10 protein-coding genes are annotated in these 14,966 nt (G+C 73.0%); 4 read left to right on the forward strand and 6 right to left on the reverse strand.

The window, feature by feature from the left end; all coding sequences use genetic code 11:
* Nucleotides 1-72: 72 nt before the first annotated feature.
* Nucleotides 73-2,532, forward strand: coding sequence for a M14 family zinc carboxypeptidase (locus ACIQWX_RS47410; RefSeq protein ID WP_400886074.1), 2,460 nt, complete (start codon nt 73-75; stop codon nt 2,530-2,532).
* 45 nt (nt 2,533-2,577) lie between these two features.
* Here ACIQWX_RS47410 and ACIQWX_RS47415 read toward each other — a convergent pair whose 3' ends face one another.
* The 3 genes from ACIQWX_RS47415 to ACIQWX_RS47425 form a co-directional block, all read right to left on the reverse strand.
* On the reverse strand, nt 2,578-3,270 hold the full coding sequence (locus tag ACIQWX_RS47415; RefSeq protein WP_400886076.1) for a LysE family translocator: 693 nt from the start codon (nt 3,268-3,270) through the stop codon (nt 2,578-2,580).
* Entirely contained in the window at nt 3,267-4,355 is a 1,089-nt protein-coding gene (locus ACIQWX_RS47420; RefSeq protein ID WP_400886078.1) for a DnaJ domain-containing protein, read from the reverse strand. Before ACIQWX_RS47420 ends, ACIQWX_RS47415 begins: the two co-directional genes overlap by 4 nt.
* Nucleotides 4,356-4,697: 342 nt before the next feature.
* Nucleotides 4,698-6,281: an AMP-binding protein gene (locus ACIQWX_RS47425; protein WP_400886080.1), complete on the reverse strand. Its 1,584-nt coding sequence runs from the start codon at nt 6,279-6,281 to the stop codon at nt 4,698-4,700.
* 924 nt (nt 6,282-7,205) lie between these two features.
* On the opposite strand from ACIQWX_RS47425, the gene ACIQWX_RS47430 reads away from it, so the two are divergent.
* On the forward strand, nt 7,206-8,153 hold the full coding sequence (locus ACIQWX_RS47430) for a TIGR03557 family F420-dependent LLM class oxidoreductase (protein WP_400886084.1): 948 nt from the start codon (nt 7,206-7,208) through the stop codon (nt 8,151-8,153).
* Between the two features lies 1 nt (nt 8,154).
* Here the strand turns inward: ACIQWX_RS47430 and ACIQWX_RS47435 are convergent, their stop codons facing one another.
* From ACIQWX_RS47435 to ACIQWX_RS47445, 3 genes are all read right to left on the reverse strand, one after another.
* Nucleotides 8,155-8,856 (reverse strand): transporter substrate-binding domain-containing protein, encoded by a 702-nt coding sequence (locus tag ACIQWX_RS47435; protein ID WP_400886086.1) that lies wholly within the window; start codon nt 8,854-8,856, stop codon nt 8,155-8,157.
* Between the two features lie 49 nt (nt 8,857-8,905).
* Nucleotides 8,906-9,937, reverse strand: a complete 1,032-nt coding sequence (locus tag ACIQWX_RS47440; protein WP_400886089.1) for an aldose epimerase family protein — start codon at nt 9,935-9,937, stop codon at nt 8,906-8,908.
* Between the two features lie 61 nt (nt 9,938-9,998).
* The gene (locus ACIQWX_RS47445) at nt 9,999-11,234 is read right to left on the reverse strand and encodes a helix-turn-helix domain-containing protein (RefSeq protein ID WP_400886092.1); all 1,236 of its coding nucleotides are present in this window, start codon (nt 11,232-11,234) and stop codon (nt 9,999-10,001) included.
* A gap of 257 nt (nt 11,235-11,491) precedes the next feature.
* Here ACIQWX_RS47445 and ACIQWX_RS47450 point away from each other — a divergent pair, with 257 nt between their 5' ends.
* Both ACIQWX_RS47450 and ACIQWX_RS47455 read left to right on the forward strand, forming a co-directional pair.
* Entirely contained in the window at nt 11,492-13,486 is a 1,995-nt protein-coding gene (locus ACIQWX_RS47450) for an MMPL family transporter (protein WP_400886094.1), read from the forward strand.
* Nucleotides 13,483-14,880: an MFS transporter gene (locus ACIQWX_RS47455; RefSeq protein ID WP_400886096.1), complete on the forward strand. Its 1,398-nt coding sequence runs from the start codon at nt 13,483-13,485 to the stop codon at nt 14,878-14,880. Before ACIQWX_RS47450 ends, ACIQWX_RS47455 begins: the two co-directional genes overlap by 4 nt.
* Nucleotides 14,881-14,966 lie beyond the last annotated feature (86 nt).

A 14,966-nucleotide genomic window follows, 5' to 3' on the forward strand; every position in this document is an offset into this window, starting at 1 on the left:
ACCGGTACGTCCGTGCTGTGCCGGCCTCGGTCAAGGAGGTCTTTGCCTGTGGGGAATTCACCAAGAAGACTGGTGCTGGCGGCTTCGGTCGTGGCGCTGGCGGCGGCGTTCGTCGCGCTACCGGCCGGTACTGCCGGCGCGGCCCAGAACATCCTGCGTGCCGACAAGTCGGTACCCCGCTCGTGCTTCGCGAAAGTGCAGCCCAAGGGCACCTCGGGCGTCGATCGCCGCGAGCTGACGTCCACTGTGGACGGATTGGTCCAGGCCCGGCTGAAGCCGGTCCCGGGCACCGAAGGCGACTGGGACGTCGCCGTGTTCGACAAGGCGACGGGCGCGGTGGTCGCCGCCTCGACGGCGTTGCGCACCCACGAACTCGCCGAAAGCTTCGTGAAGAAGGGCCAGCAGCTCGTCGTCCAGGGCTGCCGCTACGGCGGCCCGGCCGGCCAGGCCCAGCTCGGCGTCGACTTCCTCGCGCTCACGCCGCAGGGCACGCCGACGACCGTGCAGAAGGCGCAGCTGGTCCGCGTGGAGACGCCGACGCGCGCCGACAAGAACAAGCTGACCGCGCTCGGCCTCGACGTCACGGAGAAGGGTGACGCGACCGGGGTCGAGGTCGTCCTCGCCGACGACGCGGACCGCCAGACGCTGAAGAACAGCGGGTTCAAGTCGAAGGTGATCGACGCCGACCTCTCGGCCAAGTCCGTGCAGGACGCGAAGACCGACCGGCAGTACGCCGCGACGACGGCCGCTTCGGCGCTGCCGTCCGGGCGCACGAGCTACCGGCACCTCTACGACTACAACTACGAGCTGAAGGAGCTGGCCCGCAAGAACCCGGGCCTGGTCTCGGCGTTCACCATGCCCGAGTCGACGTGGGAAGGCCGCGACGTCGTCGGCGTCGAGATCGCCACCGACGTCAAGAACGTCACCGACGGCAAGCCGGTCAACTTCACCATGGGCGTGCACCACGCGCGCGAGTGGCCGGCCGGCGAGCACGTCATGGAGTGGGCGTACGAGCTGATCAACGGCTACGCCCACGACAACGCGATCCGGAGCCTGGTCGGCAAGACCCGCAACATCGTCGTGCCGATCATCAACCCGGACGGCTTCGAGATCTCCCGCGAAGCCGAGCCGAAGGGCGACTTCAGCCGGTTCGACTACGAGATGAAGCGCAAGAACTGCAACGTCAACGACTCGCCGGCGCAGTACTCCACCGGCGTGTGCAAGGCCAACCCGGCCGGCCGCCTGCGCGGCACCGACCCGAACCGCAACTACGCCGGGTTCTGGGGCGGCAACGGCGCCGAGATCGCCTGGAGCGGCGACACCTTCCGCGGGTCCGCGCCGTTCAGCGAGCCCGAGGTCCGCAACGTGCGGTCGATCGTGTCCTCGCGCCAGGTGACCAACCTGATGACGATGCACACCGTCGCGGCGCTCGTGCTGCGCCCGCCGGGCGTGGCGGACGTCCGCCCGCCGCTGGAGGAGCCGGCCTACAAGGCCCTCGGCGACAAGCTGGCGTCGCGCAACGGCTACGTCAGCGAGCCGAGCTGGGCGCTGTACGACACCACGGGCACCACCGAGGACTGGTCGTACTGGGCCACCGGCGGCTGGGGCTTCACCATCGAGGTCGGCGGCAACGGCTTCCACGGGCCGTACGCCGACAGCGTCGTGGCCGAGTACGAGGGCCTGGCCCCCGCGGCCGGGGCGGGCAAGGGCGGCAACCGGCAGGCGTTCCTGGACATGCTGGGCAACGCGGCCGACCCGCAGCAGCACTCGACGCTGATCGGCTCGGCGCCGAAGGGCTACCAGCTCAAGCTGCACAAGACGTTCCAGACGCCGACGTCGCCGGTGATCCAGCCCGACGGCTCCACCACGCCGCCGATCTACGTCACCGACGACCTGAACTCGAAGCTCACCACCACCGGCGGGCGCTTCGCCTGGTCGGTCAACCCGTCGACCCGGCCGTACGTGGCCGGCCGCTACGGGCGTGACCCCCAGGGCCCGGCGCAGCAGGGCTTCGCGGTCGTGAACCCGCCGGGTGTCCCGCCGATCAACCAGAACTACCCGGCGGACGCGACGGCGGAAAGCTTCACGTTCCACGTCGACGGCCTGCCGAAGGTGGACAACGGGAAGTTCAGCGTCAACATCAACTGGGCGAACACCGCGACCGACTGGGACCTGTTCGTCTACGACGCGGCGGGCAACCTGGTCAGCTCGTCGGCCAACGGCGGCACGACGTCCGAGCACGCCGTGCTGTTCGACCCGCCGGCCGGCGACTACAAGGCCGTGGTGGTCAACTACGACCAGGCCGACCCGGCCACGGCCGACGACTGGACCGGTGACGTGTCGTTCGCGTCGCCGATCCCGCCGACGTACGGGCCCAAGGAGGCCTACCAGCTGACCTGTTCGTCGCCGAAGGGCAAGCTCGTGGGTGTGGCGGACGTGTTCGTCGACCGCGGCCAGACGGTCGACGTCGGCGAGGTCTGCACCCGTTCCGCGCACGCGCAGAAGCAGCGTGCTTCGGGTGGGGCTCGGTAGTTCGTTCCGTTTTGTGAAGGCCTCCTCGCCGCGGCGAGGAGGCCTTCACGGTGTCAGGGCGAGGGTGACGCCGAGGGCGACGAGAATCGTGCCGACGACGCGGTTGAGGGTGGGTTCGGCGTGGGCGTACCAGCGCTGGGTGGCGGGGGAGGAGAACAGCAGGGCCACGGAGAGGTGCCAGGCGCTCGAGGCGACGACGATGAGCCCCACGGCGGCGGCTTTGACCGCGGTGGGTTCGGTGGGCGGCAGGGCGGCGGTCAGGACGCTGCCGAAGAACGCGGCGGCCTTGGGGTTGGTCAGGTTGCTGACCACGCCTCGGCGGAAGTGCGTCGCGTGCTGCCGGCCGCCGGGCCGGTCCGGCGAGGTGCTGCCGGGTGGCTCGAGGGGACCCGGATCGGGTTGCGGAGCGCTGGGGTCGTCTTCCTGGCGCGGGGCACCTGCGTCCCGCGCCGGCGCTCGCCACCACAGCCGCACGCCCAGCCACGCGAGATACCCGCCGCACACCACCCGCAACGCCGTCGCCAGCCACGGCGTCCGAGCCAGCACGCTCCCCAGCCCGAACACCGCCACGGCCGCCAGCACCCCGCCCGCCGCGACCACCCCGAGCGCGACCGCCACCGCCGACCGGCGCGTCCCGGCCGCGGCCGTGTGCGCGATGAGCACGAAGTTCGGGCCCGGCGAAACGGCCGCCGGGAGGTAGGCCAGCAGCACCGTGCCCAGCGTGGCCGCGGCCGTCACGCCGCCCGGCCGCCGACCACCTGGTCGCGCATCGTCCGCAGCGCCTGGTGGTCCACTGTGGACGGATCGGCGGCCAGCCACTCGCCGATCTCGTGCAGGAACTCCTCCGGCGTCATCGGCGCCGCGGGCAGGTCGCCCGGATCGGCCGTGGTCAGGTCGCCGCTGCGGCTCGGGTACACGATCATCGCCCCGCGCAGCGCGACCCCGGGCAGCAGGCCGCGGTAGGCGGCGAGGCTCTCGGCGAGCCGGCTGCCGCCGCCGCGGAACGGGCGGCCGTTGCGCAGCAGCCTGCCGTCCTCGGCCGTCTCGTAGTGCCCGGGCAGCCACAGCTTCGACTCGATGAGGACCAGTCGCTTCCCGCACAGCACGGCGTGGTCGACGTCGGCGAACACCGAGCCGGGCCACGCAAGGCCGTGGAAGATCCGCGCGCCGGGCAGCCGGGTCAGGTAGGTCTCGAGCAGGTCGGCGGTGAGCCGCTCGGCCAGCTCGTCGCGCTCGGTGCCGGGCGCGCCGAACACGGTGCGGCCGCCGAACTCCTCGGCGTAGGCCTCGCGGGCCCGGCTCGCCCGCAGGTAGCCGCGGGCCAGGCGCTGGACGAGCAGCGCGGTGCCGGCGGTGAGCAGCAGCCAGACGATGAGCACCGGCGTGCTGAACCCGACGCCGGCGACCAGGGGCAGCAGCACCAGCACCATCCCGCCGACCGCGGCGACCACCGGCGTGTGCCCGGGCCCGCGGCGGCGGCCGTGGCGCATCCGGGTGTCCTCCCCGGCGAAGTGCCACCAGCTCAGGTCTTCGGCGTCGAGTTCGGGCAGGTCGGGGACGAAGCCGGGCTCGTCGCCGAAGCGCCGCCGGGGCCGCGGCCGGACCGGTACGGGCACCACGGTCGCGCCGCCGGAGTCGTAGCGCGCGCGGGAGACGGGGTCGCCCAGGACTTCGTATGCTTCGCGGAGCAGGCGGAACGTGCCGACGGTGCCGCCGCCGTCCGGGTGCATGGACTTCGCCAGCCGGCGGTAGGCCGTCTTGACGTCGGCCGCCGTGGCGTCCCGGCGGACGCCGAGCACCTCGTAGTAGTCGACCTCGGGCACGCGGGCGTTCACCTCCGGATGGCTGCGCGAAGACTTTATGGGACGCGGTTTTCCGCTCGCTCACCGCCTCTTCGGCGCGTCGGGGTGATGGTCCTCCGGCGCAGGTCAGTGCGGTGTCGGGAGTTCTGCCGCCTCGGAGGCGTGGCTCGGGACTGTCCACTGAGGACTCCGCGTCACTCGGAAGTGTTGCCGCGGCACGATTTTGGTGACGTTTCGTAGTGGTGATTCACTCGAAGAGACGCGAACACGTGTTCGATCCGCCGGGTATCGTGGAGGCATGTCCTCCCTCAGACGTGACGGGCCCACCGCCACCCCACCTCGGCAGCGGGCCCGTCACCCCCGTCAGCGCTCGCGCAGCAGGAAGCGCTGGAGCTTCCCGCTCGCGTTGCGCGGCAGCGCGTCGATGAACCGCACCCGTCGCGGGTACTTGTACGGCGCCGCAACGGCTTTGGCATGCTCCTGCAGGGCGTGCACGACGTCCGGACCAGGGGTGACGCCCGCGCGCAGCACGACGAAGGCGGTCACGAGCGCGCCCCGGTCCGGGTCGGGCGTGCCGACGACCGCGCACTCCTCGACGTCCGGGTGGCCGAGCAGCACCTCTTCGACCTCCGGAGCCGCGATGTTGTAACCGGAGGAGACGATCATGTCGTCGCTGCGCGCCACGAACCGGAAGTAACCGCCGGGTTCGCGGACGTAGGTGTCGCCGGTGATGTTCCAGCCGTCCCGGACGTAATCGGCCTGCCGCGGGTCCTCGAGGTAGCGGCAGCCGGTGGGGCCCTGCACCGCGAGCAGCCCGGGCGTGCCGTCGGGCACCGGCGTGCCGTCGACGTCCAGGACGGCGGCGCGGAACCCGGGCACGGCGGTGCCGGTCGTGCCCGGACGGGCGGCTTCGTCGGCGGCGGAGATGAAGACGTGCAGCATCTCCGTGCTGCCGATGCCGTCGATGAGCGGGCGCCCGACGACGTCGCGGTACCGCTCGGCCACGGCGGCGGGCAGTGCTTCGCCGGCGGAGACGGCGCGGCGCACGCCGGCCAGGAGGGCGCCGTCGCCGGAGCCGAGGATCGCGCGGTACGCGGTCGGTGCGGTGAAGAGCACGGTCACCGCGTGCTCGGCGACGATCGAGGCCAGTTCCTTGGGCGTGGCGCGCTCCACGAGGAGCACGGACGCGCCGGCGTGCAAGGGGAAGACGAGCAGTCCGCCCAGGCCGAAGGTGAACGCGAGGGGAGGGGTGCCGCAGAAGAGGTCGTCCGCGGTGGGCCGCACGACGTGGCGCGAGAACGTGTCGGCGATGGCGAGCAGGTCGCGGTGGAAGTGCATCGTCGCCTTGGGCGTCCCGGTGGTCCCGGAGGTGAAGGCGAGCAGCGCGACGTCGTCGGCGGCGGTGGGCACGTCGGCGAAGGCGGCCGGGTGCCGTGCGCAGCGCTCGTCCAGCTCGCTGCCGTAGGAGACGACGGGCAAGCCGGGTGGCAGCTCGTCGAGCAGGCGTTCGTCGCACAGGGCGACTGTGGGCCGGGCCCGCTCGACGATCTTGTCGAGCTCGTGGCGCCGCAGCATCGGCATGGTGGCGACGGCGACCGCCCCGGCCTTGAGCACGCCCAGCCAGCACGCCGCCAGCCACGGCGTGTTGGTGCCCCGCAGCAGCACGCGGTTTCCCGGAACGACCCCGAGCTCCGCGGTGAGCACGTGCGCGATCCGGTTGGCGCGGGCGAGGACGTCGCCGTAGGTCCACGTCTCATGCGGCGACCGCAGGCAGGGCCGATCGGGCCCGAAGCGGTCGACCGCGCCGTCGAGCAGGGCGGTGGCGGCGTTGAGCCGGTCCGGGTAGCGCAGCTCGGGCAGGTCGAACAGAAGCCGCGGCCACGCCTCCGCCGGCGGCAGCCGGTCCCGGCAGAACGAGTCGGTGTGCGCGCTGGGAGAAAGCCTCATCGCAACCCCTCGGGTCGACCTGCACCACGAGAAACGTAGCACCCGTTGCGACCGTCGAGAAGCCGCGATGCCGGATCGATGACGGCAGCGACGAGAAAGCGATATCACACCGTCGACCGGGGACAGCGCACAGTGACAGCCGCGGCGGACCAAGAGAGTTGCGCTGGTGGCCACGCGGCGCCGAGCGCGGAGAGGGTGCCGGCGGTCCAGCCAGGTAAGCCGGTCGGCCTTCGACGACGCGCTCGGCTGGGTCGCCGCCCGCTGGCTGCCTCCGCTGACCTGACCGCGCCAACCCGGCGCCGCAACCCGCCCAGCTACCCGGCCCACCCAGTCCTCTCGCCCCGGCTTGTCGGCTCGCCTCGGAGGCTTGGCCTGCCCACCTGCCCCGCAGTCCTGGCCCCGGCCCGGTGCGCCCCGTCGGCGCCGGCCTGCCCATGCCCGCTGCACTCAGGCCCGCTTCGCCCCGCCCTACCCGGCTCGCCCGCTTGCCTCGGAGGCTCGGCTTGCCCACCTACCTTGCAGCCCTAGCCTTGGTCTGGCGCGCCCCGTCGGCCTCGGTCCACCGAAGCCCGCTGCACCCCCGGCCCGCCCCGCCCGGCTCGCTTCGGAGGCTTGGTCCGCCCGCCCGCCCGCCCGCCCCGGGGCCCCGGGGCCGCTCGTGCCCGCTCCTCGGCTTGCTCCACTCCGCCCGGCTCGCTTGCTCGCTTCGGAAGCTTGGTCTGCTCATTTGCCTCGCCGTCCTGGCCCCGGACCAGCTCGCCCCGCCGACGCCGAGCCCGCCCATGCCCGCTCCACCCCGGCCCGGCCCCGCACTACCCAGCTCGCCGGCTCGCCTCGGAGGCTCGGCCTGCCCTACCTGCCCCGCCGCCCCGGCCCGCTGCCGTGTCCACGTTTCGGGCCACCGCCACGTGGTAGCCACCGATCATGGTGAGCGTCGGCTACTTCCTGTCGTCCGAAGAGTTTTCGCCGCGTGAGCTGGTCCGGCAGGCCCGGCTCGCCGAGTCCGCGGGGTTCGAGCGGCTGTGGATCTCCGACCACTTCCACCCCTGGCTGGACGAGCAGGGCAACAGCCCGTTCGTGTGGTCGGTGATCGGCGCGCTGAGCGAAGTCACTTCGCTGCCCATCTCCACCGCCGTCACGTGTCCGATCATCCGGATGCACCCCGCCGTCGTGGCGCATGCCGCCGCTACCGCCGGCGTGCAGTGCGAAGGGCGTTTCGTGCTCGGCGTCGGTACCGGTGAGGCGCTCAACGAGCACGTCACCGGTGAACAGTGGCCGCCGCCTGCTGTGCGGCTGGAGATGCTCGAAGAGGCGATCGACGTCATCCGGCAGCTGCACACCGGCAAGGAGGTCAACCACCGCGGCCGGTACTACACGGTCGACCACGCCCGGCTCTACACGCTGCCCGACGAGCCGGTGCCGATCTACGTGTCGGCGTTCGGCCCGGCCGCCACCGACCTCGCCGCCCGCGTGGGCGACGGCTTCTGCACGGTTATGCCGGACGCCGATCTGGTGCGCGAGTTCCGCAAAGGTGGCGGCGACAAGCCGGTGCAGGGCGGGCTGAAGGTGTGCTGGGCGGAGTCCGAAGAGGACGGTGTCCGCACGGCGCACCACCGGTGGCGCAACGAGCTCTTGCCCGGCAAGCTGCCCTCGACGCTCCCGACCCCGGCCGACTACGCGGCGGCGGCGAGCCTGGTGACCGAGGACATGGTCCGCGAGCAGTTCCCGTGCGGCCCGGACGCCGACCGGCACGTGGCAGCGGTGCGCGAGTTCGCCGAGGCCGGGTTCGACGAGGTCTACGTCCAGCAGATCGGCCCGGACCAGGACGCGTTCTTCGAAGCGTGGCGCACGCAGGTACTGCCGCGGCTGTGACTCAGGACGCGGCGGGAGCGACGGTCGCGTCCGGCTGGTTCGCCCGGCGCAACGCCTCCGCCACGAACCCGCTCGCCTTCAGCTCTTCGACCAGCTCACGCAGAAACTTCACCGTCGACGGCGAGCGGTCCGGCGACGTCCCGACGGCCTGCTGGATCTCCATGAACCGCTCCGGAACCACCCGCGTCCCCGGATGGGACGCGGCGTAGGCGGTCATCGGCTGGCGGATCCCGGCGGCCACCTCCAGGCCCTGCTCCTCGAACACGGCGACACCGTCCGAGCCGCGGACGACCGTCGCGTGCTCGAGACTGCGGGTCAGGAACAGGTCGTACGCCGAGCCCTGCTTGACCCCGACGCGGACCCCCGGCTGGTCGACGTCCGCCGGCGAGGCGAACGAAGAGCCTTCCGGCACCACGTACACGCCTTCGATGAGGACGTACGGCGCGGTGAACGCCACCGAAGCCGCCCGCGCCGGCTCGATCGCCAGGAAGCACAGGTCGGCCGCGCCCGAGGTCAGCGCTTCGAACGACTTGCGGGCCGCGTCGAAGCAGGCGAACTCCACCGGCACGCCCAGCCGCGCGGCCACTTCGCGGGCGATGTCGACGGTGACCCCGCCGGGGGCATCCGGTGTCCCGTGCGCGAGGACCGGATTGCCGAGGTTGATGGCGGCGCGCAGCACACCGGTGGGTGCGAGATCTCCCATGGTCGGCGAGGGTAACGCCGGGGGCCGCCCGCGCAGGGGCGAATGTTGCTCACGCCACCGGCGGCTCGTCCGACGTCGTCAGCGCGAAGGACGTCTCCTGGTGGTAGACCTCGCCTGGCCGGAGCACCGTGCTCGGGAAGTCCGGCCGGTTCGGCGAGTCCGGGAAGTGCTGCGCCTCCAGCGCGAACCCCGCGTGGGGATCGCCCAGGTGGTTGCCCGAATAGAACTGCAGGCCCGGCTCGGTCGTCCACATCGTGAGCAGCCGCCCGGACGACGGCTCCCAGACGCGGGCGGCGAACGGCGCACCGTCGTCGAGGACCCAGTTGTGGTCGTAGCCGTCCCCGATCGCCAGCTGCGGGTCCGGGTCGCCGAGCCGGGCGCCGATCGGCGTCGCGCGGCGGAAGTCGAACGGTGTCCCGCCGACCGGCACCGGGTCACCCACCGGGATCAGGTCCTCGCCGACCGCGCAGTAGCGGCTCGCGGCGAGCGTCAGGGAGTGGTCGTGCACGGTTCCGGCGCCGGCCAGGTTCCAGTACGTGTGGTTGGTCAGGTTGACGACCGTCGGCGCGTCGGTGGTCGCGCGGTAGGTGATCCGCAGCCGCTCGTCGAGGCGGTAGGTCACCTCGGTGGTGAGCCGGCCGGGGTAGCCCTGGTCGCCGTCCGGGCTGACCAGCGTGAGCCGCACGCCGTCCGGGACTTCGGAAGCGGACCACACGCGTGTGTCGAACCCCGCGGGCCCGCCGTGCAGGCTGTTCTTCCCGTCGTTCACCGGCACCCGGTGGAGGACGCCGTCGAGGGTGAACGCGCCGCCGGCGATCCGGTTGGCGTACCGGCCGATCACCGCGCCCAGGAAGACCCGCGGGGCGCCCGGCCGGTTGTTGGCCAGGTAACCGTCGAGATCGGGGTAGCCGAGCACGACGTCGGCCGGGCGCCCGGACCGGTCCGGTGCTTCGAGCGACTGGACGACGCCGCCGTAGTCCAGCAGACGCACGGTGATCCCGGACCGGAAGAGCGTGTAGCGGTGGACGTCGGCGCCGCCGGCCCGGCCGAAGAACTCCCGCGTGACTGTCGTGCGCGTCATCGGCGGCCTCCCCATTGTTAGCGCTAACAGCATGCGGGAGGAGGTGCCGCACGGTCAAGGGTCAGTGCTCGCCCGGCGGTTCCGTCCCGAGCAGCTGATGCGCCCGCAGCGTCATCTGGATCTCCAAACGCTGCGCCGGATCGGCCAGCCGGTCGCCGAAGAGGTCGCTCAGCTGGCTCACGCGGTAGCGGACGGTCTGCGGGTGCACGCCCAGCGCCTGCGCGATGTCCGGCGTGTTCCCGTTGTGCTCCAGCCAGCTCAGCAACGTCTCCGCCAGCCGGACCTGCTGCTTCACCGTCAGGCCCGCGAACGGCGCCAGGGTCTTGTCCGACAGCTCGTCGAGCAGGAACCGGTCGGCGAGCAGCCAGTGCGTCGCCAGGTGGTCGGCCGTGCGCGTCACCGCGCGGTCCTCGACCAGGCCGCGGCGCACCAGGTCGAGCGTGCGCCGGGCCCAGAGCGCCGACGTCGCCGCGTCGGCCGGCCGGACCCGGGGTCCGACGGCCGCGCGCCAGCCCGGCAGCCTGCCTTCGAGACCGAGCAGGTCGCGGTCGGGATGGGGGGTCAGCAGGCACGGTTCGGTGCCTTCGAGGTCGAGCAGGACGTCGCCGGCGACCTGTGGTGCCGGTGCCAGGTGCTGCTCGTCCCGCGGGTCGAGCGCGACGACGGTGACCCACTCCGGCATGGCCCAGTTCGCGGCCTTCGCCATCGTGGCCAGGGTCGCCGGCGACGACGGCGGGGTGGCCAGCAGGAGTTCGAGCAACCGCCGGCGACGGCGTTCGAGCGTGCCGGTCGCCATCGCCTGCGCCAGTGTGTACCCCTCGACCGAGTACGACGAAATCTCGTCCACGTAGGCGAAGATCGCTTCCGCGCCGACGCAGAGGACGGCCGCCGGGAAGCGGTGGGCCTGGCCCAGTTCCGCGACGTACCGCCACGCCGCGCGCCCGCCCGCGCGGTAGGCAGCCTGCAGCGAGTTCAGGCTGCCGCCGTCGTGGTGGACGCGCTTCCCGACCTCCCGGAACAGCTTCGGCCAATTGTCCTCAGTGGACGGTAGGTCGTCGATGCTGTCGATGCAGCTGAGCACGGCCTGTTCGATCGCCAGCACGATCATCTTCCCGAACTCGCCTTCGAGGGGCTTGGCGTACTCGGGCACGGCCCGCTGGATCTCCTCGAGGATCCGCCGTGACAGCGGGTCGGCGTGCGGGCGGAACCGTCGCGCGAGCTCGGTGGGCAGCGAGCACCACAGCTGCCGGGCCCGGCCGGTGCCACGGGGGTGCGGGACGGTGATCGTCCGGGTCATGGGCACCCCTTTCCGCATCGGCGCGGACGCCATGTACTCACACGGAAACGCCGGTTGGCAACGTCTTCCCCGCGCCCGGACCCGGTTCTGTCACGCAGGAGCCAACAGCGGCGCACGGATTTGTCACGCGTCCGACAAACGGCGGAACACTCACGGCGGCAAGGGTTTTCGAGATTCGATTTGTGAGCCGTGACCGTATCTTCCCGGGCCCCCGCGGAGTTAGCGTGATCAACCATGCGCGGTCGGAGGAAAAGGGGATGACACGGGTCGTTTCCTGGTGTTTCCGCCACGCCGTCGTGGTCGTCGCGCTGTGGCTGACGGCGCTGGCCGGGCTCGGTTTCGCCGCGCTGCACACGGGCGCGCATTTCCGCGACACGGTCGACCTGCCCGCGGCGGACAGCACCGCGGCGGCGAACCTGCTGCGCGCCACCGGTGCCGAAGAAAGCGTTGTCGTCCGGGCGCCGGACGGCCCGATCGACCGCGGCGCGGGCCGCGTGGACCTCGAGACGTTCGCCGGCCGCCTGGCGGCGCTGCCGCACGTCGTGGCCGTCAGCCCGCCGCCCGGCCGGGTGTCGCCCGACGGGCGGACCGCGGTGCTGACCGTCCGGTTCGACGCGCCGGCCACGACCCTCGGGCCGGAGACGGCGGACGCTCTCGCCGACGTCGTCCGCGACGCCCGCGGCCTCACCGCCGGCGCGTCGGGGGAGCTCGCCGCGATGACCGCGGGGGCGCCGAACCTGGGCAACGCCGGGATCGGCCTGCTCGCCGCGGCCCTGGTGCTGTTCGTGACGTTCCGGTCGCTGACCTGCGTCCTGCTCCCGGTCCTCACCGCCGTGGTGTCGGTCGGCTGCGCGCTCGCCGCCGTCACGCTCCTGTCGCGGGTCATGACCGTGCCCACGATCAGCACCGAGATCGCCGCGCTGCTGGGCCTCGGCGTCGGCGTGGACTACGCGCTGTTCGTGCTCACGCGCTACCAGCAGGGTCGCCGGGAAGGCGCGGACCCGGCCGCGGCGCTGGCCGTCGCGGCGGCGACATCGGGCCGCAGCGTCGTGTTCGCCGGCGTCACCGTGTGCGTCTCGCTGGCCGGGATGCTGACCGTCGGCCTGCCGTTCCTCGACGGGATCGCCGTCGCCGCCGCGGTTTCGGTGCTGCTCACCGCGTCGGCCGCGCTGACCCTGCTGCCGGCGTTGCTGCGACCGGTGGCCGCGCGGATGCGGATCCCGGTGGAGGGCGGCGGCCGCCGCTGGGCTCGGCTCGCGCGGTCGGTGACGCGGCGGCCGGGTCCGTACACGCTCGCCGCGCTGCTGGTGGTGGCCGTGCTCGCGCTGCCGATGACCGGGCTGCGGCTCGGCGTCCCGGACGCCTCCCTCGACCCGCCCGGCAGCATCACGCGCACGGCCGCGGAGCTGCTGCACGACGGCTTCGGCCCGGGCGCGGGCGCCCCGCTGCTGGTGGTGGGCACGGGCGACGCGTCGCTCGGCACCCTGCGCGAGGCGCTGCTCGCTCGTGCCGAAGTCGGGCCGCCCACCCCGCTCCCGGGTGGCGGCTGGCTGCTCACGGCCACGCCGCGCACCGCGCCCGACGACCCCGCCACCGCCGAGCTGCTGCGCTGGGCGCGGGCGATGGCCACCACCGTCGGCGGCCCGGACACGCACGTCGGCGGCCCGGTCGCCGCCCGGGCCGACTTCTCCGCGGCCGTCACCGCGCGGCTGCCGCTGTTCCTCCTCAGCGTCGTCGGCATCTCGGTCCTGTTGCTGGCGTGGGGGTTCCGCAGTGTCGTGATCCCGCTGACCGCGGCGGTGATGAACCTGCTGACCGCGGCCGCGACGACCGGCGCCGTCGTCTTCGCCTTCGGCGCGCCGATCGAGCCGTACCTGCCGGTGTTCCTGTTCGCCGGGCTGTTCGGGCTGTCGATGGACTACGAGGTCTTCCTCATCGCGCGCGTCCAGGAGGCGTGGCGCCGCCGCGGCGACACCCGGGCGGCGGTCGTCGACGGCGTCGCGGCGACCGGCCGGACCATCACCGCGGCCGCGCTGATCATGGCGCTGGTGTTCGTGGCGTTCGCCTTCGTGGACGCCCGCGTCGTGCGGGAAGCCGGCGTCGGCCTGACGGTCGCGGTGCTCCTCGACGCGGTCGTCGTCCGGTGCGTGCTGGTCCCGGCGGTGATGGCGTGGTTCGGCGAGGCCAACTGGTGGTTCCCGCGCCGGCGGCAGGCGCCGGTCGCGCGCGAACTGGTGGGGAGCGGGCGATGACGCGGCGGACCCTGGTGCTGATCGCGCTCGGCGCGTTCGTGACGACGCTGGACAACACGATCGTCGCGGCCGGCGCGCCGTCGATCGCCCACGACCTCGCCTTGGACCTCGGGGCGCTGCAATGGGTCGCGCTCGGCTACATGCTCCCGTTCGCGGGGCTGCTGCTGGTGGCGGGCACGCTGATCGACCGCTGGGGCCGCCGTCCGGCGCTGCTCGCCGGGCTGCTCGCGTTCGGGCTTGGCGCGGCCGCCGGCGGGCTGGCGGACTCGGTGGGGCTGCTGGTCGCGGCCCGGGTGGTGCAGGGCGCCGCTGCCGCGTTCCTGGTGCCGGGGCTGTTGAGCCTGCTGCGGGCCAACCTCGACGCGCGGGGACGGACACTCGGCGCCGCGGTCTGGACCGCGTGCCTGGCCGCCGCGCTCGCGCTGGGCCCGGCGCTCGGCGGCCTGCTGAGCGAGTACCTCGGCTGGGGCTGGATCTTCTTCGTCAACCTGCCGTTCGTGGCGGCGATGCTGGTGCTGGTGCCGGGAACCGTTCCGCGTGGCCGCGATCCCGGCGGGCCGAGGCCGGCCGCGGCCGCGATGACGGTCGTGACGGCGAGCCTGGTCCTGCTCACCGCGGCGCTCGTCGAACTCGGCGAGCACCCGCGGACCGGCGTGGCGCTGCTGGCCGCCGGGGTGGCGCTCGGTGGTGCGTTCGTGCTGCGCGAGCGGTGGGCACCGGCCCGGCTGGTGCCGGTGGAGCTGACCGGCAACCGGGTGTTCACCGGCTCGCTCGCGCTGCAAGTGTTGTGGGGACTGGGAATCTCGGGCATCGTCTTCTTCACGCCGTTGCTGCACCAGGACTTCCTCGGCCTCGACCCGGTGCGGGCCGGGCTGCCGCTGGCGCTGGTCGCGGTCGCGGTGGTGGCCGCGACCCCGCTGGTCCCCGCGGCCGTCGCCCGGCACGGTCCACATCGGACGGTCGCGGCCGGTCTCGGCGTGGTGGCGGCCGGGCTGCTCGCGCTCGCCGTGGTGAACCACGTCCCGGCGGTCCTCCCACGAATACCCGGGCTGGTGCTGATCGGGGCCGGTTCGGCGTTCACGACGCCGTTGACTTCCCACGCGCTGGACGTCGTCGCGGAACGGCAGGCCGGTACGGCGTCGGGGCTGCTCACGGCGTCGCGCGAGCTTTCGAGCGCGCTGGGGGTCGCGCTGATCGGAGCCGTTCTGACGGCCGTGCGGGGGTTGCGGCTCGACGCCGGTGCGCCGCCGGGTCCGGCGCTGGCCGCGGGGTACACCGCGGGCCTGCTCGCCGCGGCCGGGTTGACGCTCGCCGGCGCGCTGCTGGCCGTGCGCGTGTTGCGGAGCAGATCCGCCGAGACCTCGTCGCCGGGTGACAAACGCGCGGTGCCGTAATCCGCGTGCCGGTGAGTGTCGCAATTCGCTTGATTGACAACCGCACTGGCGCGGCTATTCACTGCGCCGGTAAACGCTCTCTGCGA

It is taken from the genome of Amycolatopsis sp. NPDC098790 (assembly GCF_044759945.1).
GTDB lineage: Bacteria > Actinomycetota > Actinomycetes > Mycobacteriales > Pseudonocardiaceae > Amycolatopsis.